We start from the raw sequence: 15621 nt of genomic DNA on the forward strand, positions 1-15621 counted from the left end.
ACGGTGACGGTCAGCGCTGCTGACGGACCTGGAATTCCATCCGCATCGGTTGCGGCAGGTTCGGCGGCGGAGCGGGAAACAGCATCGCCCCGGCGGTGGCGAGGAACACCTGGTCCCGCTCGACCTGGCCAGAACCCGTAATGATTTCGACGCGTTGCGTCTGGCCGCCCTCGGCCACCCAGACACGTGCGGACAGCATGTAGTCGCCGCTGGCGAGGATCTTTTCCCCCCGTAGTCCCTCGACGATCCGGCGACGCACGACGTCGGCATAGCTGCGCGCGGCCGGGTCGTCGCGCACGCCGCCGATCACCGGCGCGGCCACCGCGGTGATCGGATTGAGCGTGACCGTCGAGCCGGAGTTGGCGTAGACCACTACCGCCCCGCCCTGGGTGAAGCGCGCGCTGAGCCCGGAGCCGGCCAGCAGCAGCACAAGGGCCTCGCGCGGCCGCATCTCGCCCGCCACCGCCGACGACCGCTTTCCCGCCGCCAGACCGCTGTCGTAGAGCATGGGCAGGCCGGTTGCGGCCGAGAACGCGCTCAGCGCCTGGTCCAAAGGCTGGGCCGCGATGTCGAAGCGTCGCGACGCTGCTTCGGCCGCCTGGACGGACGTGACGACCACGCAGGCGCTCAAGGCGCCGATCATTCCGCTCAGTCGACGTCCACGCACCGCCGAAGTCCCTGCCCTTGCCGCAGCCTCTCCTAGCTCGAACCCGGCCGGCTGTCGCGCCCCGGCGGCATCTTCCCGGCGTGGGCGGCTTCCTAGCCGGCCTGCGCGCCCGGGCGCTGGTCCTCGATCACGAACCTCGCCAGGCCTTGCGCGACGCCCCCTGGATCGCTCTGGTCGGCGACCGCGCGCAGGTCGACGTCCAGCCGTGCGGCCGTCGCCTCGATCAGCGTGTAGCCCGAGCGCCGGATATCGGCGAAGCGGACATCGGCGTTGCGCTCCCGGACCCCGCCGTAGCGCGCCTCGGGGGCATGGCTGGCGGCGAGGCAGGTCGTCACCAGTTCAGTCGCCACGGGCGACGTCGAGGGCCCGCCGCTTCGCAGGTCGTTGACCATGAAGGCGTGGATGTCGCCGCTCAGCACGACGGCGTTGCGCACCGAGGGCCGCGTGAGCCCCCGCATCAGGCGCTCGCGGGCGGCGGCATAGCCGTCCCACTGATCGGACATAACGCCCTGCGGCGTCTCGATCGGCGCGACCACCGTCTGCTGGGCCAGGAGGGTCCAGAGTCGGCGCTCGGACGCCAGCGTCCCGTCCAGCCAGGCCTCCTGCGCCGCGCCCAGCATCGTGCGGTCGGGAGCGGTCAGCGCCGGGCAGTCGCGACGCGGGCGATTGCCGCTCTGGCCCGGCGGGTTGCAGGCCTGGGCAGAGCGATACTGGCGACCGTCCAGCACGGGCAGGCTCACCAGATCGCCCCACGCCAGGTGACGATAGAGCCGGGGTCCGTCCGGCCGGGCCCACAGGCTGGGCCGCACCGGCAGGTGTTCGAAATAGGCCTGGTAGGCGGCGGCGCGGCGTCGCGCGAAGACGGTCGGATCCTGCCCCTTCAGATTGGCCAGGTCGGCATAGTCGTTCTCGACCTCGTGGTCGTCCCAGGTGACGATCCACGGCGCCAGGCGATGGGCCTCGCGCAGGTCGGCGTCGGACTTGTAGATCGCGTGCCGGCGACGATAGCCCTCCAGATCCACGGGCTCCGGCCCATCGAAGCGACGGACCTTTGGAAACTGGGCGTAGCTGTTCTCGTAGATGTAGTCGCCCAGCTGCACGATCAGGTCCGGCTGGGCGGCGACCATGTCGCGATAGGCGGCGAACCAGCCGAGCTCGAAGTGCTGGCAGCTGCTGACCGCGATCTTGGCCCGCGCGGCGCGTTCCGGCGCCGTCGCGGTGCGGCCCACGGGGCTGACGGCCCCCAGCGCGTGGAAACGATACCAGTAGGTGCGTCCAGGACGAAGGCCCCGGACCTCCACATGCACGGCATGGCCCAGGGCGGGGCTCGCCGCGCGCCGGCCGCGCCGCACGATGCGGCGGAAGGCCTCGTCCTCGGCGACCTCGTACGCCACCGGTACGGCCGGGGCGTCGAGCGGCGCGCCGCCGGCGCTCAGACGGGTCCACAGCACGAAGCCGTCGGTCCACGGGTCGCCGCTGGCCACGCCCAGGGCGAAGGGCTGGGCGGGCGCGGCGCGACGGATCTCCAACCCCTGCGTCGCCGTCGCACGGGCCAGGAAGAGGCCGGTCGAGGCGACCATCACGGCGCGGCGCGAAAGCAAGGACATGTCGGATCCCGTCAGCGGTGCGAAGGCGACCCGGCCGAGAGGCCGGATCGCCCCGCGGGTCAGAAGTCGAACCGCGCGCCGATCCCGTAGGTGGCCGGCGCGCCGACGAGACGGGCCGCGCCGTTCAGCTCGGGGAAATAGACCTCGTCGGTGATGTTGCGGCCGTAGGCGTAGAGCGTCCAGTTCTTCGGCGTTGCCAGGTCCACCCGGGCGTTGACCAGGGTGTAGGCCTTGGCCGTGTTGCCAGGCGTGGCGTTCAGGCGGTTGGACTCCTCGCCGTGATGGGTGACGCCCAGGCGGCTGCGCAGCGTCCAGCCGTCCTTGAGCGTGACGCTGTGGTTCAGGCTCGCGGTCGCCGAGACGTCCGGCGCGCCCGGCAGCGGGTCGCCCACCGTCTGCAGCACCTCGGCCACGCGGTTGGAGCTGAACGACAGCACCTCGGTGTCCAGCCAGGCGGCGTTGACGTCGAAGGCCAGGCTCTGACGTTCGGTGCGCAACAGCTGGGCGCTGAGCGCGACCTCGATCCCCTTGCTGCGGGCCTTGCCGACATTGGCGCGGCCGTTGGTGTCGTTGGCCAGGCGCGTGGTGGCCTGCAGCTCGCTGAAGCGATAGTCGAAGGCGTCCAGCGACAGGCGCAGGCGCGGCGTGCTCCAGCGCAGACCGGCCTCGTAGGCCCGCACGGTCTCCGACGCGAACGGCTTGGTCTCGGCGACGGTGAAGATCGAGGTGCCGTCGAAGCCGCCGCCGCGATAGCCGGTGCCGGCCGACACGAAGACGTTCAGGGCCTTGGTGACGTCGTACTTCACCGTCAGGCGGCCCGAGACGTTGTCGTCCTCGAACTTCTCGTCCCACGCGAACGGGTTGGTCGTGGCGAAGGTCGTGGTGAAGGTGCTGATGCCCCAGGGGTTGTGGTCGACATTGCGGCCGACATAGTGGGCTTCGTCACGCGTGTAGCGCAGGCCGGCCGACACCTGCAGGCGCTCGACCAGGCGATAGTCGACCTGGCCGAACAGGGCGAGGCTCTTGCGATCCTGGTGGTGCAGGTTGTCGTACTGGGTAAGGGCCGAGTAGCTGGTCCAGGCGGTGTCGAACTTGACGTCGTCGCTGACGTAGAAGGCGCCGGCGATCCAGTCCAGCTTGCCGCCGGTGTCGTCGGCCAGGCGCAGTTCCAGCGACGACTGGCTGAGCTTCTCGTCGGCGTCGAAGTAGGAAGCCGGATAGGGCGAGCCGTCGCCGTTGCCCTGCACCGAGCGCTTGCTGCCCTGCCAGCCGCCGACGGCGGTGAAGTTCAGGTTTTCGCGGACCTTGTGACTGAGTGTCGCCGAGCCGCCGTAGATGTCGATGCGCTGCGCGGGGTAGCCCGCCGAATAGAACTCGTAGGGGTCGTCGTTTTCGCCGGCGTTGGCGACGGTGGCGTCCTGGGCGCGCGAGATGCGGTCGTACTGGCGGGTGTCGCCGCGGTCGCGGCTGCCGAACAGCTTGACCACCAGGTCGCTCTCGGGCGCCAGCTCGAGGTCGAAGGTCGCGCGGCCGGCGACCAGGTCCTTGTCGCCGAAGCCCTCGCGGCGGCCCGGATCGACCAGCGCCGGCACCTGGGTCTGGACGACGCCTCTGACCGAGGGGCGGAAGCCGGCCAGCAGGCCCGCGCCGGCGCCGGTCATGAAGCCGCCGCCGTTCTGGGCCAGCACGGCCAGGCGCACGCCGAGCTTTTCGCTGACCGGGCCGCCGATCGAGGCCTCGGCCTCGGTGTAGCCGTAGCTGCCGCGCTCGAGACGGGCCGAGCCTTCCAGCACGTCGCCGGGCCCGCGGGTGATGGCGTTGATGACGCCGGCGGTGGTGTTGCGGCCATAGAGCGTGCCCTGCGGACCTTTCAGCACCTCGACCCGGTCGAGGTCGAACAGCGGCATGCCGAGATAGGCGTTCGAGGTCTGGTAGACGCCGTCGACGTGCAGGGCGACCGAGGGGTTGCCGTTGGGCTTGTAGTCGTCGGCGCCGCCGATGCCGCGAATGCTGATCAGGCCGTAGTTGGTGCCGCCGAAGGCGTAGTTGACCGACACGCCCGCGATCTGGTCCACGAGGTCGACGACGTTGGTGACGCCGCGCCGCTGGGCGTCGCCGCCTTCGAGCACGGTCACGGCGAGCGGGACGTCCTCGATCCGGGCCGAACGCTTCTGGGCGGTGACGACGACCTCCTCGAGCTCGGCGACGACCGGATTTTCCTGCACCGAGATCAGGAAGGTGCGCGGCCCGGTGGCCGTCGCCTTCAGGCCTGAGCCGGCCAGGAGGGCGCCCAGCGCCTCGGCCGGCGGGCGGGTCCCGACCACGGCGTTGGCCCGCTTGCCCTTCACCAGGTTCGAGGCATAGAGCACCTGCACGTCGGCCTGCTTGGCGAAAGCCGGCAGGGCCAGTTCCAGGGGCTGGGCCTGGAGGGAGAAGGCCGCCGGCGGCGCGCTAGCTTCCTGGGCGCCCATTCCTTGGGCCAAGGCCGGCGCGGCCGCGCCGAGGGCGGCGATGGCGCAGCAGGCCATCAGGCTGCGCCGAAGGCCGGCGGCGTAAGAAACTCGGTTCGTCATCGTGCTGTCCTAGGCAATCGCGGCCCCCGTCGACCGATCACCCTCAGGAACTTCGCCGTGGGCCAAAGCCTCACCCTGTCTTGAAAATTTCATCGACCACGGGCGTGGGAGCGTCAGCCGTCGATCTCCCAGGTCGTCTCGTCCAGCTGGCGCACGCGCACGCCAAAACCCGCCGCCAGGGCCTGGGCGAATTCGCGCGTTCCGTCGTAGCGGAAGGAGCCCGAGATGCGGATGGCGTCGAGGCGGGCGTCGTGCGCCAGCGCCAGGCGATCGCTGGAATAGCGGTTGAAGGCCGCCGCGACCTGCGGCAGCGGCGCGTCGTTGAACACCAGCCGGCCCTCGCGCCAGGCCGTCAGTTCGTCGAGATCGACCGCCGTGACCCTTTTCGCGCCGACTAGGCCGGAGACCATCTGACCGGTCGTGAGCCGCTGGCGCGCGCCGGTGTCGGCGGCGACGTCGAGAACGCCATCCTCGATCAGGATCTGCGCCGTCTCGCCCTGCTTGGTCACCTGGAAGCGACCGCCGCTGCCCTGCGCGCGCTGGTCGCCGACGATCACCTCGAACGGCCGCCCGGGCGCGGAGCGCGCATCGAAATAGGCCTGCCCCTCGACCAGCCGCACGCGGCGGCGGGCCTCGTCGTAGCGGACGCGCACCGTCGACAGCGGCGCCAGGGTCACGCTGGAGCCGTCCGGCAAGGGCGCCGTGAGGCGCTCCCCTGCCCCGGTGCGGATCGTCGCCCCGGCCGCGCCGGCCGCCAGGAACGCCGCCCCGCCGGCGCCCGCCGCCGCGAGCGCGCCGCCCAGACCCAGGATCGCCCGCCGCCGGCTTAAGCCCGAGGCTTCGCGCAGGGCGGCCGCGCGCATCGCCATCAGGCTGTCGGCGCCCTTGGCCGCGCCGAGGGTCGACCAGGCATCGGCGGTCTCCTGGTAGGCGTCGGCGTTGCCGGGCGCCTTCAGCCATTCGAGGAAGGCCTTGCGGTCCTCGCCCGACAACGGCCCCCGGTCGGCCTTGGCGAACCAGCGGGCGGCCTCGTCGTCGCTCGGCTTGCGGTCGGCCATCAGCCCTGCTCCCGCAAGGCGTGGCGCAGCACGGCCATGGCCCGGACCAGATGCTTTTCGACGGCGCTGACCGAGATGTTCAGCCTGGCGGCGATCTGGGCGTGGCTCATGTCCTCGAAGCGGCGAAGGATGACGATGGTGCGCGCCCGGGGCGACAGGGACTTCAGGGCGACCTGGATGCGTTCGAGGCTCTGCCGACCCCCGACGACGTCCTCCGCGCCGGGAAGATCGTCGGCAAGGTCGATCCCATCGATGTCCACCGCGCCTAGCATCGGCCGCGTCCTCTCCCGTTTGGCCTTGTCGCGAAGAAGATTGGCCGCCGCCTCGAACACGTAGCCGTCGATGCTCTCGAGGTTCATCAGGCCGGGGCGACGCAGCAGACGCAGGAACAGGTCCTGGACCAGTTCCTCGCTGTCGGGCTGCGAGCCTGTCCGGCGCGTGAAGTAGCGCAGCAGCGGCATCCGCAGGCGTCGGGTCAGGGCCTCGAAACGTTCCGCGCCCGCGGCGCCGTCCAGTTCGCGCGGCGCGCCGGGTTTGAGGGCAGGCAGGGACATGAGGCGGCCCCATGCCAGCGGCTGACGACAATCGTGTGAACCCGAACCCTTCGCGCCCTCATGAGGGCTTCGATCATCGGGCGCGCGTGCGCTGGCCTCGGAAACCATCGACCGCCAGAGGGGTAGGAAGGGACGCACTGGGATTGGGGGGTGTGCGCCCCTTCCTGATCGCGGCGTCTCGGGGGCGAGGCGTCGCGATCCCCCGCGCCGTCGCGCGGGATCCTGTCGCTACGGCTCGACGCTGGCGGGGCGTCGGGCGGCGCGGGGTGTCGCCGGTTCGGCCTGGAGGGCCGTGGAGGGTCGTTCGCGAGGCTTCAGCCGCTCGGGAATTCGCGCCTCGTCGAGCGTGAACGGACGCGCCAGCGAGACCTCGCTGTCGTCGAGGCGGCGGAACGCCCTGCCCTCGCCGGCGCTCGTCCGCCCCATCTCGAACAGGGCGTTCATCGTCGGCTGGTCGAAGGCCAGCACCGAGGATTCGACGTTGTCGGGAATGGCGGCCAGGTGCATCCGAAGGCCGTTGCGGCGCGAGAACGCCACGATCGCGTTGAGGTGCGTGCGCAGCGAGGCCTTGCTCATGCTGTCGTACGAACGGGCCAGTATGGCGCCGATGTGTCCGGGGGTGACGGCGTCGTTGGGCGCGACCCTGCCGTTGACCAGCACGTAGAGCGCGTGCGTCTGGCTGGCGGCGACCGACGCGGTCTCGTCGGCCATCAGGATCTGCGCCTCCGGAATGGCCAGGAACGGCGTGTTGACGCCGCCGTCGACGTGCATCTCGCTGACCGGCTGTCCGTCGGCGTCGCGCGCGACGATGAGCACGGGCGGAAACACCCCGGGGATGGCGGCCGAGGCCAGCAGCACGTCCTTGAACAGCCGGTGGGCCTGGGGCGTGTCCTGCGAGGCCAGCTTGCCCATGTCCCAGATCACCGTCTGCTGGCTGTCAAGATTGGTGGTCGCCACCAGCAGGCGGCGACCGGCGGCGTGCTCGCGGGCGATCGCCGCCAGCATCTCCGGCGAGACCTGCTCGTCGATCAGCTGGCGCAGGGCCTGGGCGCTGAACAGGCTGGGTCGCACCAGAGCTCCGAAATTGCCCATGCTGAGCAGCCGCGCCGCGCCGGCGCCGGTGTAGGCGTCGCGGAGCCGGGCGTCCCACCCAGGCCCCAGGAAGGCGAATGGCGCGGCCAGGGCGCCGGTGCTGACGCCGGTGACCACGTCGAAGCGCGGCCGGTCTCCGCGCTCGCTCCAGCCAATCAGGACGCCGGCGCCGTAGGCCCCGTTCGCGCCCCCGCCGGACAGGGCCAGCACCGCGACCGGCCCCTCGCCCTCGATGGTCTTGGCCATCTGCTGGTCGAACGCGTGCAGGTCGTCGAGCTTGCCGGCGTCCATGCGGACGTCGGGCGCGATCACCATCTGGGCGCTCGTCGGTCTTGGCGGCGCATTGGGCCGCGCCAGCGAGCCGCAGCCCGTCAGCAGCAGGCCCGCCGCCAGCGCCGCGAACACGCGGCTCATGCCAGGCATGATGGACCCCTTGCCCGACATGTCAGTCCTCGGCGCGGCCGACCGGACCGCCGAGCGCCCGGTAGAGGTTGATCGAGGCGACGGCCTGTTCCTGGCGCAGCTGGATGAGGGTCTGCCTGGCAGCATAGAGGCTGCGCTGGGCGTCGAGCAGCTCGATCCGGTTCTCGACGCCGGCCCGGAAGCGGCGCTGCGAGAGATCGGCCCGACGCTCGGCTGCGGCGACGACGCCGACCTGGGCCCCGATCTGGCCGCCATAGGTGGCGCGGGCGGCCAGGCCGTCGGCCACTTCCCGGAACGCCGTCTGGATCGCCTTCTCGTAGGCCGCGACCGCTTGGCCGCCGCGCGCGTCGGCCACGGCGTGCTGGGCGCGCAGCCGTCCGCCCTGGAACAGCGGCAGCGAGACCTGCGGCGTCCAGGTCCAGGTGCGCGACGCGCCGTCGAACAGTCGGTCGAGATCGCCCGAGGCGAAGCCGTACTGGCCGGTCAGCGACACCGTCGGAAAGAACGCCGCCCTGGCGGCGCGGACGTCGGCCTGGGCGGCCTTCAGGCGCTGTTCGGCCTGGAGGATATCGGGGCGGCGGGCCAGCAGGTCGGACGGCAGCCCGGCGGCGATCTCCACCAGCACCGGCTGCTCGGCCAGGGGCGTCGGCGCGGGCAGGTCGGCCGGCAGCGGCGCGCCGACCACCAGGACCAGGGCGTTCAGGGCTTGCCGATGCCCCCGCTCGGCCGCTTCCAGCTCGGCCTGCGCGGTCCTGGCCTGGCCCTCGGCCTGGGCCAGTTCGACGCTGTCGGCCTGGCCGGCCGCCTTCAGGCGGCGGGTCAGGTCGAGGGACGCCGACCAGTCCCTGACGGTCGCGCGGGTCAGTTGCAGGCGCTCGTCCGCCGCGCGTTCAGCCAGGTAGGCCTCGGCCACGGCCGAGACCAGGGCGATGCGGGCGGCGCGAGCCCCCTCCTCCGCGGCCAGGTAGGTCGCGAAGGCGCCTTGCGACTGGGCCCGCAGACGGCCGAACAGATCGAGCTCGAACGCCGTCAGCGAAACGCCGACCTGGGTCGTCTCGGGCGCCATCCCCTGCATCATCGGCTGGCGCGCGCCCGAGTGCTGGGCAGAGGCCTGGACCTGCGGGAAGAACGAGGCGTCCTGGGCCCGCGACTGGGCCCGCGCCGCCTGGACTTCCAGCAGGGCCGAGCGCAGGTCGCGGCTTTCGACCAGCGACAGCTCGACCAGCCGCCGCAGGCGCTCGTCGCGAACCACCGACGTCCAGTCGAGGTCGGCGACGGCGGTTCCGGCGGTCGGCCCAGCCGGATAGGCCGCCGGCAGGACGCTGAGGTCGGGCTTGCGCTCCGGGTAGGACTGGCAGGCCGCCAGGCTCAGCGCGGCGAGGCTCGCCGCCAGGAGGTGGATGCGGTTCATGCTCAGGCTCCCTTGCCCGATTGGCCGCGCGACCAGCGCGGCAGGCGTACGCCCTTGAGGCGCTCGCTCAGATGGCTCGCCGTGGTCAGCACGAAGACGAAGAAGACCGGGACGAAGAAGATCGCCAGGAAGGTGGCCGTCAGCATGCCGCCGAACACGCCCGTGCCGATCGAGTGCTGGGTGGCGGCGCTGGCGCCGGCGGCGATCATCAGGGGCACCACGCCCAGGGTGAAGGCCAGCGACGTCATGATGATCGGCCGCAGGCGCAGGCGGGCCGCCTCGATGGTCGCCTCGACCAGTCCCTTGCCGCCTTCGCGCAGTTGCTTGGCGAACTCGACGATCAGGATGGCGTTCTTCGCCGACAGGCCGATGATCGTGATCATGCCGACCTTGAAGAACACGTCGTTGGGCAGGCCCCGGATCATGGTGGCGGCCACGGCGCCGATCAGGCCCAGGGGCACGACCAGCATCACCGACACCGGGATGGTCCAGCTTTCGTAGAGGGCGGCCAGCACCAGGAAGACCACCAGCATAGACAGCACCATCAGCATCGGCGCCTCGTTGCCGCTCTGGCGCTCCTGCAGCGACTGGCCGGTCCAGGCCACCGAGAAGCCGGGCGGCAGCTGCTGGGCCAGGCGCTCCATCTCGGCCATGGCCTCGCCGCTCGACACGCCGGGCGCCGCGCTGCCGGAGATGCGCGAGGACAGGTAGCCGTTGTAGCGGACCAGCTGCAGCGGGGTTTCTTCCCACTGCGGGGTGACGAAGGCGCTTAGCGGGACCATGCCGCCCGAGCGGTTCTTCACGTAGAGGCCCAGCACGTCCTGGATCTGCATGCGGGCGGTCGGCTCGGCCTGGACGATCACCTGCTGCATGCGGCCGTTGTTGGGGAAGTCGTTGACGTAGGCCGAGCCCATCGCCGCCGAGAGGGTCTCGCTGATGACGGCGAACGACACGCCCAGGGCCTCGGCCTTCTCGCAGTCGATGGCCAGGTGCAGGCTGGCGCCGTCGGGCAGGCCGTCGGGATAGACCATGGCCAGCTTGGGGCTGGTCGCGGCCAGTTCCAGCAGCTTGGCCTGGGCCGCGCCGAGCGCCGCCGGGCCCTGGCCGCGCACGTCCTGCAGGCGCATGGCGAAGCCGGACGAGGTGCCCAGTTCGGCGATGGCCGGCGGGTTCAGGGCCATCACCGTGCCGTCCTTGACGCCGGCCATGGCTTCCTGGACCGAGGCGATTTCCTCGTTGACGGTCGCGCCCTTGCGCTTGTCCCAATCGGTCATGTTGGTGAAGGCCATGGCCGCGTTCTGGCCCGAGCCGGAGAAGCCGAAGCCGATGATCGAGGTGTTGCCCGCGATCGCCTCGCGCTTGGCCAGGTGGTCCTCGTACTGCTTGATGACCGCCCGGGTGCGCTCTGCGGTGGCGTCGGCCGGCAGGGTGAACATGGTCATGAAGCTTCCCTGGTCCTCGTCGGGCAGGAAGGCGCCGGGCAGGCGCGTGAAGCTGAAGCCCAGCGCAGCGACCAGGGCGACGAAGACCAGCATGGCCCGACCCGTGCGCTTGACCAGCCCGGTCACGCCTTTAGCGTAGCCTTCGGTCATGCGGTCGAAGTGGCGGTTGAACCAGCCGAAGAAGCCCTTCTTCTCATGGTGGCTGGGATCGACCGGCTTGAGGATCGTGGCGCACAGGGCCGGCGTCAGGGTCAGGGCCAGCAGGGCCGAGAACAGGATCGAGGTGGCCATTGCCAGGCTGAACTGGCGATAGATCGCCCCCACCGAGCCCGAGGCGAAGGCCATCGGGATGAACACGGCCGACAGCACCAGGGTGATCCCGACGACCGCGCCGGTGATCTCCTTCATCGCCTTCTGGGTGGCGGCCTTGGGCGACAGGCCCTCGGTGACCATGATCCGCTCGACGTTCTCGACCACGACGATGGCGTCGTCGACGATGATGCCGATCGCCAGCACCATGCCGAACATGGTCAGAACGTTGATCGAGAAGCCGGTCATCAGCATCACCGCCAGCGCGCCCATCAGGGCGATCGGCGCGACGATCGAGGGGATCAGGGTGTAGCGGACGTTCTGCAGGAACAGGAACATCACCAGGAACACCAGCGCCATGGCCTCGATCAGGGTGTGCAGCACCTTCTCGATCGAGACCTTGACGAAGGGCGCGGTGTCGTAGGGCACCAGATATCCCATGCCCGCGGGCATGGACGGGGCGAGCTCGGCCATGCGGGTGCGGACGGCGTCGGCGGTCTTCACCGCGTTGGCGCCGGGGGCCAGCTGGACGGCGGCGATGGCCGAGGGCTTTCGGTTGTCGGTGGTCTCGAAGGCGTAGGTCTGCGAGCCCAGTTCGACCCGGGCCACGTCGCCCAGCGTCAGGCGCGAGCCGTCGGCGTTGGCGCGCAGGGTGATGGCCGAAAACTGCTCGGGGGTCTGAAGTTGGCCCGAGGCCGTCAGCGGCACGCTGACCAGCTGACCGGCGACGACCGGGGTCTCGCCCAGACGGCCGGGCGCCAGCTGCTGGTTCTGGGAGGCGATGGCGGCGGTGACGTCGCCGATCGCCACGTCGTAGGCCACCAGCTTCTGCGGATCGACCCAGACGCGCATGGCGCGTTCGGAGGCGAAGCTCTGCACCTTGCCCACGCCTGGCAGGCGCTGCAGTTCGTTGACCAGGTTGCGGGCCATGTAGTCGCCCAGCTCCTGCGGGCCGAAGGCGCCGTTGTCGGACACCAGCGACACCATCATCAGGAAGCCGGACGAGGCGGAGTCGACCGTCACGCCGGTCTGGCGCACGGCCTGCGGCAGGCGCGCCTCGACCGTCTTCAGGCGGTTCTGGACGTCGACCTGCGCCATCTGCGGGTCGGTGCCCGGACGGAAGGTGACGGTGATCGAGGCCGTGCCGCTCGTGTCGGCCGAGCTCTCGAAATAGAGCAGGTTCTTGACGCTGGAGAGCTCGCGCTCGATCGGGGCGATGACGCTGTCGGTCAGGGCCTGGGTGGTGGCGCCCGGATAGGTCGCCGAGATCGAGACGCTGGGCGGCGCCACCGACGGGAACTGGGCGATCGGCAGGCGCGGGATCGCCAGCAGGCCGGCCAGCACGATGAAGATGGCCAGGACCCATGCGAAGACGGGCCGGTTGATGAAGAACTGGGACATCGGGACGGGCTTTCGGATCAGCGCTGGGCGGCGGGCTGGGACGCCGCGGCGGACTTCCACGCCGTGGCCTTCACCGGCGCGCCGGGCGCCAGGCGGTCGCGGCCTTCGACGATCACCCGCTCGCCGACGTCGAGGCCGCCGAGGATGACGTACTGGTTGTCGATGACCGGGCCGGCCGTCACGGGCCTGGGCTCGGGCGCGCCGGTTCCCTTCAGCACCATCACCTGGGCCTTGCCGCCGGAGAAGAACACGGCCTGCTGGGGCAGCCGCACGGCGCTCTTCAGCCCACCGTCGGGCAGGCGCACGCGGACGAACATGCCCGGCAGCAGGCTGTGGCCGGCGTTGTCGACCAGCACGCGCGCCCGCAGGTCGCCTGTGCCGGGGTCGACCGCCAGTTCGGAGAACAGCAGCTTGCCCCGCAGGCCCGTAGCGCCGCCGTTGGCGTCGAGGATCTCCACGCTCGCGCCGCCGGAACCGCCCGACTTCTGCAGCTCGAGCATGCGGGCGGCAGGCTGGCGCACGTCGACGAACACCTGGTCGATCTGCTGGACGGTCGCCAGGGCCTCGGTCGCGCCCTGGCTGACCAGCGCGCCCTCGGTGACGGCCGACGCGCCGATGCGGCCCGAGATCGGCGCGGTGATGGTGGCGAAGTTCAGGTCCAGGCGCCGGCGCTGGGCCGTGGCCCGGGCCGCGGCGACCTCGGCTTCGGCCTGTTCCTGGGTGGCGACGGCGGTGTCGAAGGTCTGGCGGCTGACGGCGTCGACTTCCGCCAGCGGCCGCAGGCGGTCGACCTGCACGCGGGCCAGGTTGCGGGCGGCCTCGGCTCGGCGCAGCGCGGCGACGGCGCTGTCGAGCTCGGCCTGGAACGGCGCGGCGTTGATCTGGAACAGAGGCGCGCCGGCCTTGACGTCAGCGCCCTCGACGAACAGCCGGCGCTGGATCAGGCCGCCGACCTGGGGCCGGATCTCGGCGATGCGATGGGCCACGACGCGCCCCGGCAGGTCGCTGGTCAGTTGCACGGGCGAGGCGGCGGCGTCGACGAAGGTCACCTCGGCCATGGCCGGCGCCTGTTCGTCGCCCTGCCCGCCTCCACAGCCGGCCAGGCCGAGTGAAAGGGCCGCGGCGCCTCCGATGAGGGCCTTGCGCAGGGAGGGATGCATCGACGTCGTTCTCCGGAGGCGCGGATCCGGGGAGGGCCGCGCGAAGTGAGACGGGCCTTTCCCACGCCTCCGTTTGCGCTGTGTGGAGGGATCGTGGACGAACGATGGACGCGACCTGCCGCGTCTGGCCCGGGACCGGCGTCTATGCCAAGCAGTGACGATGAACCCGCTTGCACTCATCGCCGAGGACGAGGCCGCGATCGCCGAAATCCTCGACCGCTATCTGGTCCGCGAGGGCTTTCGGACCGCGCGCGCCCAGGACGGCCAGGTGGCGTTGGACCTGCACGCCGTGTTGCGGCCCGACATCGTGCTGCTGGACGTGATGATGCCCAAGCTCGACGGCTGGGCGGTGCTGGGCGAGATCCGCCGGCGCGGTGCGACGCCCGTGGTGATGATGACCGCCCTCGACCAGGACATCGACAAGCTGCAGGGCCTGCGGATGGGCGCCGACGACTACGTGGTCAAGCCGTTCAACCCCGTCGAGGTCGTGGCGCGCGTGCAGGCGGTGCTGCGGCGCACGGCCGGCATGTCGCCCGACCGGGTGATCCGGCTGGGTCGGCTGGAGGTCGATCCGACCAGCTACATCGTCGCGGTCCGCTCCGAGGGGGCGCTGAAGCCCCTCGACCTGACCCTGACCGAGTTCCGCATCATCGAGTTCATGGCCCGCCACCCAAGGCGGGTGTTCACGCGCGGCGAGCTGGTCGACGCCTGCCTGCCGGGTGAGGAGGTGCTGGAGCGCACGGTCGACAGCCACATGAGCAAGCTGCGCCACAAACTGAAGACGGCCGGGCTGGGCGACGTGGTCAGCGGCGTGCGCGGCGTCGGCTACCGCCTGGACATGCACTGATGTTCGGCCTGCACGGACTGACCCGCAAGGTCGCGATCTACATGGCCGTGGTGGCGGCCGGCGGGCTGCTGTCGACCACCGTGGGCTGGGGCCTGCTCTACTCGCTGTTCGTCAGCCAGGGCCTGATCGCCGACGACATTCCGATGGAGTTCCAGGCCGTCGACTACCTGTCCCTCGCCCTGTCGCTGGTGCTGGGCCTGGGCACGGCGATCATCGCCGCCCGCAGCCTGACCCGCCGGATCGTCCAGCCGGTGACCCAGATCGCGCAGGCCGCGCGCACCATCACCACCGGCGACCTCACTGCCCGGGCCGCCGCCGGCGACCAGAGCCTGGGCGAGATCGCCGACCTCGCCGCCGACTTCAACCACATGGCCGGCTGGCTGGAGGTGTCCGTCGCCGAGGCCACCCAGTGGAACGCCACGATCGCCCACGAGCTGCGCACGCCCCTCACCGTCCTGAACGGCCTGCTGCAGGGCGCCGCCGACGGGGTGTTCGAGAAGGACGACGCCTGGACGGCCATGCTGCGCACCCAGGTCGACGGCCTGACCCGGCTGGTCGAGGACCTGCGGGTTCTGAGCCTGGAAGAGAGCGGCCACTTCCACCTGCGGTTCGAGGTCGTGAACCTGGCCGCGATCGCCGCGCCGCTGCGGGTGCTCTACGATCCGGTGCTGGCGCAGTCCGGGCTGGTCCCGCGCTGGACCCTGCCCGACGTCGAGGTGGCCGGCGATCCCTCGCGCATTCGCCAGGCGGCCCTGGCGCTGCTGGAGAACGCCCGCATCCACGCCGCGCCCGGCCCGCTTGAGATCTCTATCGAGACGCGCGGCGACCAGGTCGTGTTCAGCGTCGCCGACGCCGGCCCCGGGGTGCCCGAGGAGACGGCCAACAGCATCTTCGCCCCATTCAAGCGCGGCCGGGCCGACGGCAACGGCTCGGGTCTCGGCCTGGCCGTGGTCCGCTCGATCGCCCGCGCGCATGGCGGAGAGGCGATGCTCGCGCCCTCGCCGCTCGGCGGCTCCAGCTTCGCGTTCTGGCTGCCGCTGATCCGCGAGGATGTCGAGCCGGGCGCCTAGCGCCTCG

The 15621-nt window shown here is 71.2% G+C and carries 11 protein-coding genes; 2 read left to right on the plus strand and 9 right to left on the minus strand.

Going from position 1 to position 15621, the window contains the following annotated elements; all coding sequences use genetic code 11:
* Positions 1-10: 10 nt before the first annotated feature.
* From C1707_RS17985 to C1707_RS18025, 9 genes are all read right to left on the minus strand, one after another.
* Positions 11-643, minus strand: coding sequence for an STN domain-containing protein (locus tag C1707_RS17985; RefSeq protein ID WP_101713045.1), 633 nt, complete (start codon positions 641-643; stop codon positions 11-13).
* Between the two features lie 116 nt (positions 644-759).
* A complete protein-coding gene (locus tag C1707_RS17990) occupies positions 760-2274 on the minus strand; it encodes an alkaline phosphatase D family protein (protein WP_101713046.1) in 1515 nt (504 codons plus the stop codon).
* A gap of 59 nt (positions 2275-2333) precedes the next feature.
* Positions 2334-4847 carry a TonB-dependent receptor gene (locus tag C1707_RS17995; RefSeq protein WP_101713047.1) on the minus strand — a complete coding sequence of 838 codons (2514 nt, stop codon included), beginning with the start codon at positions 4845-4847 and terminating at the stop codon, positions 2334-2336.
* Between the two features lie 113 nt (positions 4848-4960).
* Positions 4961-5905 carry a FecR family protein gene (locus tag C1707_RS18000; protein ID WP_101713048.1) on the minus strand — a complete coding sequence of 315 codons (945 nt, stop codon included), beginning with the start codon at positions 5903-5905 and terminating at the stop codon, positions 4961-4963.
* Positions 5905-6459, minus strand: a complete 555-nt coding sequence (locus tag C1707_RS18005) for an RNA polymerase sigma factor (RefSeq protein ID WP_101713049.1) — start codon at positions 6457-6459, stop codon at positions 5905-5907. Before C1707_RS18005 ends, C1707_RS18000 begins: the two co-directional genes overlap by 1 nt.
* Positions 6460-6687: 228 nt before the next feature.
* Complete coding sequence (locus tag C1707_RS18010; protein ID WP_101713057.1) at positions 6688-7965, minus strand: patatin-like phospholipase family protein; 1278 nt, start codon at positions 7963-7965, stop codon at positions 6688-6690.
* Positions 7966-7996: 31 nt separating this feature from the next.
* Entirely contained in the window at positions 7997-9385 is a 1389-nt protein-coding gene (locus tag C1707_RS18015; RefSeq protein ID WP_101713050.1) for an efflux transporter outer membrane subunit, read from the minus strand.
* A 2-nt stretch (positions 9386-9387) separates the two neighbouring features.
* Positions 9388-12537, minus strand: a complete 3150-nt coding sequence (locus C1707_RS18020; RefSeq protein WP_101713058.1) for an efflux RND transporter permease subunit — start codon at positions 12535-12537, stop codon at positions 9388-9390.
* Positions 12538-12554: 17 nt separating this feature from the next.
* The gene (locus tag C1707_RS18025) at positions 12555-13697 is read right to left on the minus strand and encodes an efflux RND transporter periplasmic adaptor subunit (RefSeq protein WP_101713051.1); all 1143 of its coding nucleotides are present in this window, start codon (positions 13695-13697) and stop codon (positions 12555-12557) included.
* Positions 13698-13857: 160 nt separating this feature from the next.
* On the opposite strand from C1707_RS18025, the gene C1707_RS18030 reads away from it, so the two are divergent.
* Complete coding sequence (locus tag C1707_RS18030; protein ID WP_101713052.1) at positions 13858-14544, plus strand: response regulator; 687 nt, start codon at positions 13858-13860, stop codon at positions 14542-14544.
* Positions 14544-15614: an ATP-binding protein gene (locus C1707_RS18035; protein WP_101713053.1), complete on the plus strand. Its 1071-nt coding sequence runs from the start codon at positions 14544-14546 to the stop codon at positions 15612-15614. The genes C1707_RS18030 and C1707_RS18035 overlap by 1 nt, the downstream gene beginning before the upstream one ends.
* The last annotated feature ends 7 nt before the right edge of the window (positions 15615-15621 follow it).

This window comes from Caulobacter flavus (assembly GCF_003722335.1).
GTDB classification, from domain to species: domain Bacteria; phylum Pseudomonadota; class Alphaproteobacteria; order Caulobacterales; family Caulobacteraceae; genus Caulobacter; species Caulobacter flavus.

What these genes read in the sequence shown, in the direction of transcription:
- C1707_RS17985 (WP_101713045.1), bottom strand. Translation starts at nt 643, where the DNA reads ATGATCGGCGCCTTGAGCGCCTGCGTGGTCGTCACGTCCGTCCAGGCG.
- C1707_RS17990 (WP_101713046.1), bottom strand. Translation starts at nt 2,274, where the DNA reads ATGTCCTTGCTTTCGCGCCGCGCCGTGATGGTCGCCTCGACCGGCCTC.
- C1707_RS17995 (WP_101713047.1), bottom strand. Translation starts at nt 4,847, where the DNA reads ATGACGAACCGAGTTTCTTACGCCGCCGGCCTTCGGCGCAGCCTGATG.
- C1707_RS18000 (WP_101713048.1), bottom strand. Translation starts at nt 5,905, where the DNA reads ATGGCCGACCGCAAGCCGAGCGACGACGAGGCCGCCCGCTGGTTCGCC.
- C1707_RS18005 (WP_101713049.1), bottom strand. Translation starts at nt 6,459, where the DNA reads ATGTCCCTGCCTGCCCTCAAACCCGGCGCGCCGCGCGAACTGGACGGC.
- C1707_RS18010 (WP_101713057.1), bottom strand. Translation starts at nt 7,965, where the DNA reads ATGAGCCGCGTGTTCGCGGCGCTGGCGGCGGGCCTGCTGCTGACGGGC.
- C1707_RS18015 (WP_101713050.1), bottom strand. Translation starts at nt 9,385, where the DNA reads ATGAACCGCATCCACCTCCTGGCGGCGAGCCTCGCCGCGCTGAGCCTG.
- C1707_RS18020 (WP_101713058.1), bottom strand. Translation starts at nt 12,537, where the DNA reads ATGTCCCAGTTCTTCATCAACCGGCCCGTCTTCGCATGGGTCCTGGCC.
- C1707_RS18025 (WP_101713051.1), bottom strand. Translation starts at nt 13,697, where the DNA reads ATGCATCCCTCCCTGCGCAAGGCCCTCATCGGAGGCGCCGCGGCCCTT.
- C1707_RS18030 (WP_101713052.1), top strand. Translation starts at nt 13,858, where the DNA reads ATGAACCCGCTTGCACTCATCGCCGAGGACGAGGCCGCGATCGCCGAA.
- C1707_RS18035 (WP_101713053.1), top strand. Translation starts at nt 14,544, where the DNA reads ATGTTCGGCCTGCACGGACTGACCCGCAAGGTCGCGATCTACATGGCC.